10 protein-coding genes are annotated in these 14,484 nt (G+C 56.9%); 1 reads left to right on the top strand and 9 read right to left on the bottom strand.

Translation table 11 applies throughout. The features are described from left to right. Window positions 1-22 precede the first annotated feature (22 nt). Together QPL95_RS08545 and QPL95_RS08540 are read right to left on the bottom strand one after the other, a co-directional pair. The gene (locus QPL95_RS08545) at window positions 23-604 is read right to left on the bottom strand and encodes a YceI family protein (RefSeq protein WP_303290564.1); all 582 of its coding nucleotides are present in this window, start codon (window positions 602-604) and stop codon (window positions 23-25) included. Window positions 605-658: 54 nt separating this feature from the next. Continuing rightward, complete coding sequence (locus QPL95_RS08540) at window positions 659-1,207, bottom strand: cytochrome b (RefSeq protein ID WP_303290563.1); 549 nt, start codon at window positions 1,205-1,207, stop codon at window positions 659-661. A gap of 571 nt (window positions 1,208-1,778) precedes the next feature. Here QPL95_RS08540 and QPL95_RS08535 point away from each other — a divergent pair. Next, the gene (locus tag QPL95_RS08535) at window positions 1,779-3,062 is read left to right on the top strand and encodes an EAL domain-containing protein (protein ID WP_303290562.1); all 1,284 of its coding nucleotides are present in this window, start codon (window positions 1,779-1,781) and stop codon (window positions 3,060-3,062) included. Here the strand turns inward: QPL95_RS08535 and QPL95_RS08530 are convergent. From QPL95_RS08530 to QPL95_RS08500, 7 genes are all read right to left on the bottom strand, one after another. Next, window positions 3,050-4,816 (bottom strand): SLC13 family permease, encoded by a 1,767-nt coding sequence (locus QPL95_RS08530; RefSeq protein WP_303290561.1) that lies wholly within the window; start codon window positions 4,814-4,816, stop codon window positions 3,050-3,052. The two genes, QPL95_RS08535 and QPL95_RS08530, sit on opposite strands and share 13 nt — an antisense overlap. 96 nt (window positions 4,817-4,912) lie before the next feature. Continuing rightward, window positions 4,913-6,808, bottom strand: coding sequence for a DNA topoisomerase IV subunit B (gene parE / locus QPL95_RS08525; protein WP_303290560.1), 1,896 nt, complete (start codon window positions 6,806-6,808; stop codon window positions 4,913-4,915). Between the two features lie 94 nt (window positions 6,809-6,902). Continuing rightward, window positions 6,903-7,400: a protease complex subunit PrcB family protein gene (locus QPL95_RS08520; RefSeq protein WP_303290559.1), complete on the bottom strand. Its 498-nt coding sequence runs from the start codon at window positions 7,398-7,400 to the stop codon at window positions 6,903-6,905. Continuing rightward, on the bottom strand, window positions 7,397-9,952 hold the full coding sequence (locus tag QPL95_RS08515) for a S8 family serine peptidase (protein WP_303290558.1): 2,556 nt from the start codon (window positions 9,950-9,952) through the stop codon (window positions 7,397-7,399). The genes QPL95_RS08520 and QPL95_RS08515 overlap by 4 nt, the downstream gene beginning before the upstream one ends. 188 nt (window positions 9,953-10,140) lie before the next feature. After that, window positions 10,141-12,192, bottom strand: a complete 2,052-nt coding sequence (locus tag QPL95_RS08510; RefSeq protein WP_303290557.1) for a TRAP transporter large permease subunit — start codon at window positions 12,190-12,192, stop codon at window positions 10,141-10,143. Between the two features lie 15 nt (window positions 12,193-12,207). Next, window positions 12,208-13,218, bottom strand: coding sequence for a putative solute-binding protein (locus tag QPL95_RS08505; RefSeq protein ID WP_303290556.1), 1,011 nt, complete (start codon window positions 13,216-13,218; stop codon window positions 12,208-12,210). 61 nt (window positions 13,219-13,279) lie between these two features. Next, window positions 13,280-14,344, bottom strand: coding sequence for a hypothetical protein (locus tag QPL95_RS08500; protein WP_303290555.1), 1,065 nt, complete (start codon window positions 14,342-14,344; stop codon window positions 13,280-13,282). Between the last annotated feature and the right edge of the window lie 140 nt (window positions 14,345-14,484).

The following is a 14,484-nucleotide window of genomic DNA, read 5'->3' as shown; positions in this document are numbered from 1 at the left end:
GCACTTTCAAGGCGGGAACCGATTACTGGCGAATGCCTTCCACCGAAATGTGGAGCTCGACCGTTTCAGAGGCTTTGCCCAGATCCATCGGAATACCGAAATCTTTCAGGCGCAACTCGGTTTCGGCCTCAAAACCCATCCGGTATCCACCCCAGGGGTCTTTACCGTGGCCCAGGAGCTCGGTGTCCAGGGTGACTTCACGGGTAACGCCACGGAGCGTCAGATCACCAATGATGTCGGCCTCGCCCTCTTCATCCAGAACGACCCGCTTGCTCTTGAAGGTCGCCTCACCAAACTCACTCACGTACAGGAAATCCTCACTCCGCAGGTGTTTGTCCCGCTCGGCGTGGTTGCTGTCAACGCTTGAGGTATCGATGGTTACGGAAACCGAGCTGTTCTCGGGGTTAGCGGCATCGTAAACAAACTGGCCGTCAAAATCATTGAACCGACCGTACAACCAGCTGTAGCCCAGGTGGGAAATTTTGAACGTGATGAATTGGTGTGCACCTTGGGTGTCGAATGCATAGGTACCGCTGTGGTCATCTGCCTGAGCGGACGTAATAGCGGCCAGGGAAACAGCGGAAGCCAGTATCAGTTTTTTCATAGTCTTCTCCTTTACGGGTAATTTGGCACTGCAAAATGGCCATTGCGCGGCGATTCAGGACTTCCCGAACATCCGCTTCAAGGTCTCGTCTCTATCAACAAAATGGTGCTTGAATGCGCCAAGGGCATGAATGCCGGCCAGAGCAACCAGAACCCAGGTAATCCAGTAATGCACTGCGCCTGCGGTGTCTTCCATGCCTTTCACGGTTCCGGTGACGGAAGGCACTTCAAACAGGCCAAACACGCTGATCGAAGAGCCGTCGGCGGTCGATATCAGGTAACCACTGATCATCGCCACAAACATCAACAGATACAGCGCCCAGTGCGCCACGTGGGCGGCGAACACTTCCCAGGGTTTATGGTTGGGCAAGGGCCGTGGTGACGGGTTGCTCATGCGCCAAACCAGCCGGACAACCACAACCGCAAACAGCAGAATGCCGACAGCCCGATGGATATCTGGCCCCTTTCGATACCACTCATCGTAATAGGACAGCTCAACCATCCAGAAGCCAAGACCAAACAGCCCAAACACGGCCAGGGCAACCAGCCAGTGCATTGTTATTGCTGCCCAGCCATATCGATTCTCAGAATTACGCATTGCCATTGCGAACAGTCTCCACGGGCAGCCGGCTCATTGATCGTCAATACAGTCTAGAAGCCCACTACGCTCAATCAAATCAAAATGTTTTGCGGCCGTGCATCAGTTTTTCTGAACAAAACCGGCTACCCCTAGCGAGGTATCGCCTCGGGCACTTTAGTCGTATAGGGGTTCTACGGATTGTACGAATCTCAATAGAAGATAAACTTTTCCCATACTTATCAAATGCCCCGTCGCGGGCCTCAGTGACCGAGAGGAAACAACATGGAACTCGAATTCGACGAATCCGTAGTCATCCCCAGCAACAACTGATACACCTGAAGCCCGGCAACGCCGGGTTTTCTTTTTTCTTCCTCCTTCCCCGCCTGCCTGTCGCGGCAGATACAAACTGTTTCCTGTTTCCACAATTAAGCAGTGGTAATCATTCCTGTTTTTTGGCAATCTGACTTCACGTAACTGAAATTCCTTGAAATACAGGTAGCTGTGCCAAGGAGATGGGCACCCTGGCTGACAATTCAGTGACTGTATTCGAGCCAGCACTTAGCTGTTGTTTTTGCTAGATGGTCCAGATTTGCCTATGTCACATAGCCTTACAGACATGCTGCCAGCACCCGAGGTTGACCTACTCTCTCCCATGCTCAGCCAGCAGGGAGACATGTGGACCGCCGATTTCAGGGGCCTCACCCTTCGAACAGCGCTGCAGCCGATCTACAGCATTTCTCACAAGCGAACCGTAGGCTACGAAGCACTGATCCGGGCATTCGACAACGATAACTCGGCCGTGCTGCCGCTCCACCTTTTTGACTTACCCTCATCCGAAGCCGAAAACCTGCTACTGGATCGTCTGTGCCGGTATCTTCACGTCCGCAATTACAGCGGAATTAAAGATCAATTGAACTGGCTGTTTCTGAACGTATCTCCAAGGGTAGTGACAAGCGGCAATCACTCTGACTCCTTTTTCGGGCAGCTCCTCAAGAAGACCGGCTTACCCGCTCATCGCATTGTGATGGAAATTGTGGAGCAGCCAACCGACGACCCGGCAAGGCTGAGGGACACGGTCGACTATTATCGAGAACTGGGCTGCCTGACTGCCATTGACGACTTTGGTGCCGGGCACTCGAATTTCGAACGGATATGGAATCTGTCGCCCGACATTGTCAAACTGGATCGGTCTCTGCTCACCCGGGCTTCCAACGACCACCGGGCCCGCCAGATTCTGAATGGCATGGTTGCTTTGCTGCACCAGTCCGGTTGCCTGGTTTTGCTGGAAGGTGTGGAAACCCGGGATCAGGTGATGATTGCGATAGACGCAGGCGTAGACTTCGTTCAGGGCTTCTATTTCCAGAGGCCCTGCATCAATCTGGGCGAATTGCCACACGCGCCTGCAGACCTGGAAGACCTGCTCACCGAATACAAAAAGAGAAAACAGATTACTCAGGACCCGACCCGGCAGCTGGTGAACTTTTTCAGCGGCCCGTTCGAGCGAGCAATTGATCGCCTCCGGCAAGGCGCGTCGATGCAGCAGGCCTGCACAACACTGCTCGAGCACCCCGCAGTATCCCGGTGTTATCTGGTCGATGACCGGGGCGTACAGATTGCAGACACACTGGTTTCAGACTTCACCATCCGCAACCAGGATCCTCGCTTCAGACCCCTTGAAAATACCGCAAGCGCTGACTGGTTCCGACAGCAGTACCTTCGCCAGGCGCTGGACCAGCCTGACAACCTGCACGTTACCACTCCGTACCTTTGCGTAACCGGTGCTTATATGTGCGTAACCCTCTCGCTCGCGTACAACCACCAGGGCACATTGAAAGTACTGTGCTGCGACATTCTCGCCAATGCCACTCAAACCCCGTAAACAAGAGCAATGACGGCCACCGTCACCCCGCCGATAAACAGGTTCATGGGTAAGCCAACCCGCAGAAAATCAGCGAATCTATAACCGCCTGGCCCAAACACCATCATATTGGTCTGATAGCCCAATGGCGTTGCGAAGCTGGCCGAAGCCGCCATCATCACTGCGATAATAAAGGGCTCTGCCGCCACGCCCATGGCCTGGGTCAGCGAAAGCACCACCGGCACAACCAATACAGCCGCGGCATTGTTGGTGATGACCTCCGTAAGCACTGACACCACCAGATAGACCAGCAATAGCGCCACCAAAGCACTGCCACTGCTCAGACTGAACACCGCATCGGCCATGTACCCGGCCGCCCCGGTATGCTCAAGCGCGCCACCGAGGGCAAAGGAGGCCGCAATGGTGAGAACCACCGGCACATCAACGGCCTTTTGCGCCTGCCCGACCGAACAGCAGCCCGTAACGATCATCAAAAAGGCGCCCACCAGGGCGGCGTTCAGCATGGTCATAATGCCGCAGGCTGCCAGGCCGACCAACACAACCAGAATCGACCAGGACAGCCAGGCACGGTCATGCCGGGGGGCTTCGGTTTCCAGGTCATTGATCAGCAGGAAGTCCTTGTTGTAACGCTGACGACTGACAAAGGCCGGCCGCGCTTCAAGCAACAGCACATCGCCTGGCTTCAGACGAATATTGCCCAAATTCCCGGGCACTCGCTCCCCACCACGAGCCACCGCCAGTACCACCGCACCATAACGGTCACGGAACCTGGCATCCCGAATGGTCTGGCCAAGCACGTCGCACTGGGGCGATAGCACGGCCTCAACCAGGCGCCGCTCGGCCCGGTCTTTGCTCAATGCCGGCTCATCATCGTGAACCGAAGGCACAATACCGTTGATGCGCAGCAAGTCTGAAATGGCCTGGGTATCCCCTGCAAACACCAAACGGTCACCACCTCTCAGGCGCTCCTCCGAAGGCACTGCAGTGACGACACTGCCATCCCTTTCGATTTCAACCAGATACAGCCGCTCCAACTCCCTCAGCCCGGCTTCACCAACGGACTTTCCTACCAACGGCCCATTCAGCGCTACTGCGACTTCCAGAGTGAACTCCTTCACCGAGCCAAACTTCTGGAGGTCTTTTTTATCGGGCAGGAATCTGGGCAAGAAAAGCAGCATCGTCACCACACCGATAATAGCCACAGGTAAACCCACCTGGGTGATGGCAAAGATCGAAAATCCGTCACTACCGGTTAACTGCTGGTACTGGCCATTCACCACCAGATTGGTACTGGTGCCGATCATCGTCAGGGTGCCGCCGAAAATGGCAGCGTAGCTGAGGGGGATCATCAGTTTGGAGGGCGCGATGCCAATTTTCCGGGACCAGGCGTGAACCGCCGGAATCATTGTGGCCACCACCGGGGTATTGTTCAGAAAGCCGCTGAGCAAGGTGACAGGCAACGCAATGCGGGCCTGAGCACCGCGAATTGTTTTCGGGCTGCCCAGAATATAGCGAACGAGGAGATCCACACCGCCTGAATGGTGCACGCCAGAGGCTACCACGAACAAGGCAACAACGGTGATCAGGCCTGGATTGCTGAACCCCATGAGCGCCTGCTCAGGCCCGATAATGCCAGTAGCACTCAACAGCACCAGCACCGCCAGCATCACCAGATGAGGCGCAAAGCGCCCCGATGTCATCAGCACCAGCGCTGCACCCGCCAGGCCGAGAGAAAACCATCCTTGCCAGTCCATAATCCGGTTTATTCCGATCAGAAAACTGGCAGGATAACGAGCTAACGCAATTCTGAGAAAGAATAAAGAACGATGTTTATAGCAGGTAAAGGAATATCAGCCTGCAACGTCCGCCATATTACCGTAGGCTTCAAGCCAGGCCCGGCGATCGGACGCCCGCTTCTTACCCAGCAGCATGTCCATGCACTCGTCGGTATCGTCACCCTCTTCAAGCGTGAGCATCACTAATCGACGGGTATCGGGCGCCATGGTGGTTTCGCGCAACTGCAACGGGTTCATTTCACCCAGCCCCTTGAACCGGGTCACCTGAAGCTTGCCTTTACGGTTCTCCGCCGCCAGGCGGTCAATAATGCCCTGCTTTTCATGTTCATCCAGAGCGTAGAAGGTTTCCTTTCCCAGATCGACACGATACAGCGGCGGCATGGCAACGAACACGTGCCCCGCCGAGACCAAGGGCCGGAAGTGCTTTACAAACAGGGCGCACAGCAAGGTCGCAATGTGCAGCCCATCGGAATCCGCATCGGCAAGGATGCACACCTTGTTATAGCGCAGCCCAGTCAGATCATCCGAACTGGGGTCCACACCGATCGCAACCGCAATGTCGTGTACTTCCTGGGAGGCCAGAATTTCGTTTGAATCCACTTCCCAGGTATTCAGAATCTTGCCCCGCAAGGGCATGACGGCCTGGAACTCCCGGTCACGGGCCTGTTTGGCAGAGCCGCCAGCAGAGTCGCCTTCCACCAGGAACAGTTCGGAACGATTGGTATCTGAACCGGAGCAGTCGGCCAGCTTACCCGGCAGCGCTGGGCCAGATGTCACTTTTTTACGAGCGACTTTCTTGCTGGCCCGTAACCGGCGCTGGGCATTGCTGATGAACAGCTCTGCCAGGGCTTCTGCAATATCCGTGTGTTGATTAAGCCACAGGCTGAACGCATCCTTCACCACACCGGAAACAAAGGCGGCCGCCTCGCGGGAGGACAGCCGCTCTTTGGTTTGGCCTGAGAACTGCGGCTCCTGCATTTTGAACGACAGTACGTAAGCGACACGCTCCCAGATATCCTCCGGGGACAGCTTCACACCCCGTGGCAGCAGACTGCGGAACTCGCAGAATTCCCTCATAGCCTCCAGCAGACCGGTACGCAGGCCGTTTACATGGGTGCCGCCCTGGGCAGTGGGAATCAGGTTTACGTAGCTTTCAAGAACCGCATCGCCACCCTCTGGCAACCATTGGATGGCCCAGTCCACCGCCTCTTTGTTACCGGAGAAACTGCCGGTGAACGGGTCCAGCGGCACCGCTTCGATGTCAGCCAGGGCTGTGCGCAGATAATCCCGCAGGCCATCTTCGTAAAGCCACTCGTCTTTCTCGCCGGTTTTTTCCTGCAGGAAGGTCACCGTCAGCCCCGGGCACAGCACTGCTTTGGCGCGCAGATTATGACGCAAACGGCTGACGGAAAAGTTCGGACTGTCGAAATACTTCGGGTCTGGAACAAACCGGAGGCGGGTACCGGTATTGCGCTTGCCAACCGTGTCGATCACCTCAAGCTCTGAGGCTTTCTCGCCGTCGGCAAAGGTCATCCGGTGCACCTGGCCATCGCGCCGGATGGTGACTTCAAGGTGTGTAGACAATGCGTTCACGACTGAAACGCCGACACCGTGCAAGCCACCCGAGAAATTGTAGTTGCCCTCGGAAAACTTACCCCCTGCGTGCAGCCGGGAGAGAATAAGCTCCACACCGGGAACGCCTTCCTCTTTGTGGATGTCTACCGGCATGCCACGGCCATCGTCTTCCACGCTCAGGGAGTTGTCACTGTGCAGGATAACGTCGATCCTTCGGGCATGGCCAGCCAGCGCTTCATCAACACTGTTGTCAATAACTTCCTGCGCCAGATGGTTCGGCCTTGATGTATCGGTGTACATACCCGGGCGCTTGCGCACCGGATCAAGACCGGTCAGGACTTCAATGGCATCGGCGTTATATTGTTGCTGGCTCATAGAAACGGCATGACTCCGCAAAGGATTGTTGCGCCATAGCTTAGGGATTCGCGCTGAAAGATCAACGGTTGATTTGTGGCTGCGCCAAACCGTTTCACTTTTCGATAAGCTTTACCAACGGCTTTTCAGTGACCCCGGTAACCTCTACCCGCTGCCAGCCACCACTCGCCACGGCCAGCACCACGCAAGGCGAGGTAATCACTTGCGCAACCATCATTCCGGGCGCCGGCTGATTTACCCGCATTTCGAGTTTCAGTGTCGTGCCCTCCTGCGCCGCTCGCTCCAGCCCCACGCTGTAGCCGGCTGTAGGCTTCTGCCCCAGGGTTACGATCACCAGCTGCTCGTTGTCCAGATTGACCTGCCGAATCGCGCCTGTCGACATATTCTGGCCGGCAACACCGAGCAGATCCTCCAGCGAAGCCGGTGAACGAACGTACGCAACACCCGGGCCGGTCAGTCCGCAGTGGGCAGATTGAGTGATCTGACGGACTTCCGGCACCGGTGCGGATGGTGCACTGCCGGTCGCGCTGCACCCTGTCATGGCCAAGGATACAAATGACGCTGCCAATAATTTTGATAGGTACGGTTTCATTGGAACACCTTCACTCCTTCATCGTAGGCTGCCGACCCATTGCGCTCGCGCTTCAACCGGTATCCCTTGAAGTCAGGGCGTGGCAGGACATCCGGAGTGGCTGCTGAAATAGTCGGGCGCGAAAACCCGGTGGTCATACGAACATCGGAAATGCTTTGCCCGGCGCTTATGGTAATGACTTCTCGCAAACCGGAAACCGGATACTCCGCACAGGACTCGCCCGGCTGGCAGATGAACCCGTCACCATCAATATCGGTACCGGCAACCAGATAATAGTCCCCCGGCACTACCTCGTTCAGTTGCCGAGGCTCTTCACCATCGTCTGCTTCAAACCGGAACGGGTATTGGCCGTTTTCAACCGTGGTGGTCACTTGCGCTTCGGCCCAATAGAAGCCATCGGCATCCGGTTCCGTGTTGACCAGCAGCACGAAATGGGCACCCGCGTTACGAGCCTGCTCATCGGTTATCAGCTGGCCAATCACCGGGATACGAAGTTCCTTTGTTCCGTTGTACGTAATCACGATGTCATCCCGTGCGGGCACGTCCGGCTCCAGCCTACTCCGAAGAAGGGTAACCTGAAGGGTATAGGGCAGCTGAGAAAAATCTTCGGTAACCGCCAGCCACTCAGGAAACGAGCTCAGGCTAACGCTGTCTAGACTCGCGGAGCCGTAGGCGTCCAACATCACGCTCTGTGTCTCAGTGCCTTCATTACTCAGCGACAGCACCGCCGGGGACGCCGACAACACAACCCCTGAAAAACCGTTTGTCGCAGCAGACACCGCCTTTGCCGCATCGAGCACCCCATAGCCCAGCTGAACAGAAGGGCTGCCGGAGTAATCCGTCATTTCGCCCTGCCGGAGCAAGCCCAGCACCTCGCCGTAAGTCAGTTGCTGATTCTCTGATTTCATCTTTTCTGATTTCATCAGCGCCAACACGCCGGCGACATGGGGCGCGGCCATGGACGTCCCTTGCAAGCCTCTGTAATCCGGCACATAGCCGTCGGACGTCTGGGTTGCGCTGGTGCTCCACACCAGATCGGCCTCGCCATCGCTGTTGGCATCCCGGCCGGCATCGCCGCCCGGGGCAGCCAAATCAATCCAGCTGCCGTAATTGGAATAGGTTGCGAGATTTCCGGCACCGTCTACCGCGCTGACCGCAAGGACATTCGGCGATGCCGCCGGGTAGGACTTCGCCGTGGTGGCGGAGTTGCCTGCCGCAGCCACAAAGATCATGCCTTTCTCCACGCCGGCCGCAATCACCGACTCCAGCTGTGCAATTTCGGGCAGGCCGCCGAGGCTCATATTGACAACACCGGCTCGGGGCGTGGCTCCGGAAGGGCCGTTGACCAGCCAGCTAATCGCCTCTATGAGGTCGGCGGACGAACCGGTGCCGCCCTCACCCAACACACGGACTGGCAGCAAAGATGAGCCGAACGCTACGCCACCACTGCCACTAGCATCAATCACCGACGCAATGGTGCCCGCTACATGAGTGCCGTGAAAAACATTTCCACCGACACTGTTGCCCGGGTCTTCCGGATCGGCATCACCATCGACGAAATCGTAACCCGCTGCAACGTTGGCTTGCAGGTCAGGATGCCAGGACGTGGGTGAATTTCGGAACAGCCCTGAATCCAGAACAGCAACATTGACCCCAGAACCACCCCCGGGCGCCAACTGCCAGGCGATCGGGCCGTTGATCAAACCGTAGTGCCACTGCCGGTTATACAGCGGCTCACTCACCGGTGAATGAGCCACCACCTGATAGTTGGGTGCAGCGGATTCAACACCCGGCGTTTGCCGGAGCTGCTGAATCCACGCCAGCGTGGCAGAAGATTCCCGCCCTGCAATGGCCGTTTTGGAAGTAGCTGCCATGGAAGCCAGCCAGGCCCGATCAGCGAGCCTGCGCGGACCCACGCCGTTGGCCTGGGCCATCGCCGACACCGGCCCCAGTTGGGTTTCAGCCAGAGTGATTATCGCTTCACCCTCAACGAAGCGATGATCCGGCCAATAAAACGCAGCGGTATCCTGCGAAGTGCCGGCGGTTTTCAGCAGCACGTAGCGCGCCGGAATTCGCCCGAGATTCCGTACGCGTACCCGGTAGTCCCGCTCGTCGCCAGCACTCAGGGTAAACTTCGCCACACCCACGCTATCGGTACCCGTCTGCGATAACGCCCCCTCTACATCAAGTTCCAGAACCGCTGCATTGGCACAGGTGCCAAAGCTCTGAAGCACGATGGTCTCCCCCGGGGCCATGGGCACCAGAAAGTCATCAAGGGGGTCGGCACGGTACTCAAGCGGCTGACACGCCGTTGAACCGTCTGGATAGAACCCACTGGCATTGCTCACATAACCGGCCAAAACAAAACTGGCAGGCAGGGTTTGCGGAACAACAGCGGGCGTGGCACCGCCAAGGCCCAGCTGATCCATCGTATCCTGGTCAACCCGGCTGTTGGCCTCAATCGCAATCACTCCGGACAGGGGACTGGCCGGCAAAAGGGGTGTGGCGGCACCAGAGCTGCTGCCACCACCACAACCGGCAAGCATCACCATCCCTGGTATCAGAAAACAAAGGGGAATCCGTACTCTCACTGGCGACTCTTTTTGTCAGGTGGCTTAAGGCTTCATTCAGATTATACGGTCTGACATCCGTGATCGACCCATTCTGAAGCAAGTCCGTTACCACATCACGAAAAAACCCGCGCAGCCGGGCTGTCGCGGGTTATTCCAGACTACTGTGCTTACAGCGCGTAAAACAGCATTGGCACAAACGCTGCCAGCAACAAGGTCGGGATCATTACCGCCAGCGGCAGCAACAAACGCTCATACCGGTGCCAGAAGGTTCCCGTGCGCTCGGCCGCCAGCACTTCAGTTTCACCCACCACCTGACGGGTAAGCAGATGGTTCAGCGCCACCGGAGGGCTCAGGTACCCCAACTCAAAGGCAACCAGGCACACAATCCAGAAGTGCAAAGGATCAATACCGATCTGAATCGCCGGCTGGGCGATGGTTGCAGACACCAGAATCACTGCCCCGAATGGATCCATCACCATACCGATGACCGTCAGCATCACCACGATAACCAGCATGGCCAACCACGGACTGGTCAGACTTTCCGGAAACAGATAGTGCACAATATCCGAGCGCTCCAGAATACCGCCCAGACATATTGAGAAACCGATCAGTGCCAGCAATGCACCGATGTGCACAGCGGAATCGCTGGCCGCTGCGCTGCTTCGGGCGAAAAAGGCCTGCATCCGCGTCTCAGACGTTTCATCCCGCTCTCTTCCTGCATCCAGCATCAGCAAGGCCAGCATGACCAGCGGTAGGATCAGCGGGGCGCTGTATTCATTGAATTGCAGACCAAGTACCGCCCAGATGGCCAGAATCACGGCCGAGCCAACCACCACATAAGGCAGCAGAGGCCGGGTTGCCCGCAATGAGGCACGGAACGCCCCTGGCGCAGGCCTGGGCTTCCAGTTGCCTTCGGTCTTGCACACGATAAAGGAAAACAGACTGGCCGACATAATGAACACCCAGAAGCCCCAGCCATACATCTCGGTTGTGGTGACTTCCTTGTTCAGTGCCGCAACCACAACGATCAGCAAGCACGGGTTCAGCACAACACCCAGGCTACCCGACATAGCGGTGGTCGCCAGAGAAAGCTGCCGCCCGGCACCGGCCCGGCGAAGCTCGTCGTACACCACACCGCCCACGGCGAGAATGAAAATACCGGAGGCACCGGTAAAGGCCGTGGGAAAGGCGGTGGCAAAGATAATCACTGAGGCCAGCATGGGTGCCGGCAAGTTGTACGGTTTGATCAGGCCCAGCAGCAGTTCCGGAACACGGGTCTGCTTCAGCATCATGCCCACCAGCACGTACAGGCCGATGTTGATGAACATCGAAGACAGGTTGGACATCATGCCAAAGTAAATGGCCAGCCCCGAGGAATAGCCGTCCACGAAAAAGAAGTAACTCATGGCAATCAGCCCCATGGTGCAGTACAGCGGCACCACAAGTCCGGAAGCGAGATCCAGGCTTCCCGCTCTCATCCGTTCCGGTATATAGAAGAAGCGTATCGCGTTGATCACCATGAACAACCCGAACACAAAGCCCCAGGCATACTGGAGATCCATGGCACTTGCCGAATCGGGCGTTCGCTCCAGGTTACCGAGATAGGCATTCAATGAAAGCAGCATAAGCCCGTTTACAACAAACTGAACACCCTGGCTCAAGCGCCACTCAGCCCGGTTGCGGGGCAACCTCAAAGCGATGTGATCGGCATCCAGTGCTGAAATGGCCGCGGCCATGGCAAACATACCAATAAACAGGAACTTGGTGAGATCAATGTTGCTGAGCAGGAAGTTAGCCAGGCCCTGCTCTATGTCCTTGAAAACACCCAGCCCCCATGTGGCATTTTTCTGGTTTTCAGCAAACTGCAGATGGCGCTGCTCACACAGTGCAAGATTGCTTTCCAGTGACTGACGGATTGCCTGCGGGTCCGGAGGTGAGCTGAAGAGATCGTCCGGGTCCGGCTGATAGGCCTGAACCCGGCGCTGCACTTCTTTGTCGACATCCATAACCAGATTGCAGGTGGGCTCAACCGCATCGGGATTGAGCAGGTAGTAGTTTGGCCACACCTGTTCACCCACCCACAGCAACCGGGAGTGAAGCGAATTACCCATCCCGAGCAACAGAGTCGCCAGGAGTAACAGCAGGAGGATAACCCCGTGCAACCTGTGCACGGGGTACAGTGTCCTTACGCCTGTCGCAGTCATTGCACGCCAGTTCATGGTCAGGGTCTCCGGTTATTCCCGATTTTCCGCAGTGCACTCGGATGCACCCGGATTACTGGCACACCGAATTTTGCTCAGCAGGCTCAACATCTTCGGGTGGTATACATCGGGTGCGCCGTTTACGCCGTCACGCATTTCCAGGCGGTTTTCCCGGAACATTTCCTGGTAACCGGTAATATCTTTGTCGGGAATACGGATCCACTGGCCATCCGGAATGGCCTTTTCCTGGGTATCGATCAGGTTCATGGCTTGTGGGTACATGCCCCAGGCGACTTCCCGAGCCTTCTGGGCGAGGCCGTCTTCAAGCACATCGTCCCGGGCCACCACCTGAATGGTCAGTTGCGCCAGCGGGTAGTCAACAATACCGCCCTTGTCACCAATGCCTTTATAGAGCTCCAGTGCCTCATAGGCGAAGGCTGGTGCGTAGGCAGTATCAACCGAGCCATTGTTGAACTTGCCGGCGAAATTGGTGATGTCCGAGGGCACGACAGTCGCCTTGACGTAATTCACCATGTGAATCGCGTCTTTCTGATAATCCAGAGTGGCAACACGCTTGCCGGCCAATTCTCCGGCGGTATCAATGCCCCTGTCGTTGACGAACAGGTAGCCCGCACCCGCAGGCACGATACCCAACACCTCGTAGCCGTTTTCCTTCATCAGGGAAGCTGCCTTTGGCTGCGCCAGTGTCGCCAGCAGGGTTTTGAGATCGTCGTAGGTTGGCAGCGCACCGACAGCACTGATGCTTCCGGTAAAGCGGTTGAACGGGCGAATCCGAATATCGGTCGCCGCCACTGCATCACACTGGCCGGCGTTGAAATCACCAACCGCAACACCTTCATCGGTATAGGGTTTAAGCTCGAAATCAACACCGTGCGCCTTCATTTCAAGGGCGTAGTCTTTGACCATGTTGAACACGTCACCGTTGGCACCGATCACATCGAACACGCACATCGAAACGGTTTGTGCAGAAGCCAGGGGGGCAGCAACTGCAAGGGTGAGGGCTGCAAGGGAATTGCGGATCATGACGACCTCCGGGTCACTCTTGTGTTTATCGGTTCAGTTAAAACGTTGCCGGGCGGCTCTGTCAGAGCAGGCCGTCCAGGCTCATGGTTTCTACGTTGCTGGTATCGCGCTCTGCGGTCATTTTCCCGAAGAAGCTTGCCGGTGTGCGATGGCCGTAGTTCCTGGTCCAGTGCTTATCCGATGAGAAGGTGACAACGCTGCGGGCAACATGGTCAACCAGCCGGTATGTATCCCACACATCGATCTGCTCTTCGGTTTCGGCAAATTCGGCTATGGTGCTCGCCAGAACGTCCGGGCGGCCAAAGGTTTCAGAGGCCACCACCTGAACGGCGTGGGACGCTCTGATGCCCGCTTTCACACCCATTTCGGCACTGTTCTCAAGCACCACCCATGGGTCGGGAGACAGCTCAGGACGGGTATCGGGAATCAGCAGCCAGACCAGGGCTCTGACAGCATTGGGCAGGCCACCCCATTTCTCGTTATCAACACACTGCGCGGCACGCTCGGCACGGGGCGCAATGTTACGGGGCACGCCGGCGAGGGCACCGGAATTGGCATCATTCACGATGGCCTGTAATCCGGTCAGCAGCCCCAGAAGAAACGTCAGCTCATCCTGATCGGTAAACAGGAACGGGCACTCCATGGGCTCGGCCGCCGGGTCAAAGTCATAGGCAGCCATGGCGCGCTGATAGGCTTCGTAGCGGCGCTCAGCCGTTATCGCGTAGAGGCGCTTCGACATTTCCCGGGCATCTTTGGCGGCGGGCACGTTGCCATGATATTCCGCCCTGAGGTAATCCAGCTCGGCTTCCCAGGCCCGGTATTCCATGCAGTTACCGGCCAGCAGCATCAACAAGGAACCGGTGCTGTCGGGTGCGTCGATGATTCTGGAAAAGGAATACATCAGCGCATCCGTGCCCTCACCCAGCGCACAGGCCATGCGGGGATCTGACATCTGCATCACATAGGGTGTAGCTTCAGATTCGGAGTAATTGGAGAGCACAATCCCGGTGGTCTGGTATATCGGATTGGCTGAGCAACCCGCCAGCAGAATAACCACGCTGGCAGCTACCATTGCGCGAAGGCGTGCCAGTACATGGCGCACCTGGGTGAGCATTGAGAAGATCATAATGTGACCCGTCTTTCTTTGTTTTTGTGTGTAAGGGATTGCGAGATGTTTTTTATCACATAAGGTTCTCGCCAATCCGTGAATCAGATCCCTTGGTTTGGGGAAACTGTATCCAGCGGAACGAAGAATGCGGGGAATCT

The sequence above is a fragment of the Marinobacter sp. SS5-14b genome (genome assembly GCF_030541005.1).
Taxonomy (GTDB): domain Bacteria; phylum Pseudomonadota; class Gammaproteobacteria; order Pseudomonadales; family Oleiphilaceae; genus Marinobacter.
This window is presented reverse-complemented; position numbering and strand designations above follow the sequence as displayed.

Excerpts from the sequence above, each read along its gene's own strand:
- QPL95_RS08515 (WP_303290558.1), bottom strand. The coding sequence starts at position 9,952 with ATGGTGATGCTTGCCGGTTGTGGTGGTGGCAGCAGCTCTGGTGCCGCC.
- QPL95_RS08530 (WP_303290561.1), bottom strand. The coding sequence starts at position 4,816 with ATGGACTGGCAAGGATGGTTTTCTCTCGGCCTGGCGGGTGCAGCGCTG.
- QPL95_RS08535 (WP_303290562.1), top strand. The coding sequence starts at position 1,779 with ATGTCACATAGCCTTACAGACATGCTGCCAGCACCCGAGGTTGACCTA.
- QPL95_RS08545 (WP_303290564.1), bottom strand. The coding sequence starts at position 604 with ATGAAAAAACTGATACTGGCTTCCGCTGTTTCCCTGGCCGCTATTACG.
- QPL95_RS08500 (WP_303290555.1), bottom strand. The coding sequence starts at position 14,344 with ATGATCTTCTCAATGCTCACCCAGGTGCGCCATGTACTGGCACGCCTT.
- parE (WP_303290560.1), bottom strand. The coding sequence starts at position 6,808 with ATGAGCCAGCAACAATATAACGCCGATGCCATTGAAGTCCTGACCGGT.
- QPL95_RS08520 (WP_303290559.1), bottom strand. The coding sequence starts at position 7,400 with ATGAAACCGTACCTATCAAAATTATTGGCAGCGTCATTTGTATCCTTG.
- QPL95_RS08505 (WP_303290556.1), bottom strand. The coding sequence starts at position 13,218 with ATGATCCGCAATTCCCTTGCAGCCCTCACCCTTGCAGTTGCTGCCCCC.
- QPL95_RS08510 (WP_303290557.1), bottom strand. The coding sequence starts at position 12,192 with ATGAACTGGCGTGCAATGACTGCGACAGGCGTAAGGACACTGTACCCC.
- QPL95_RS08540 (WP_303290563.1), bottom strand. The coding sequence starts at position 1,207 with ATGGCAATGCGTAATTCTGAGAATCGATATGGCTGGGCAGCAATAACA.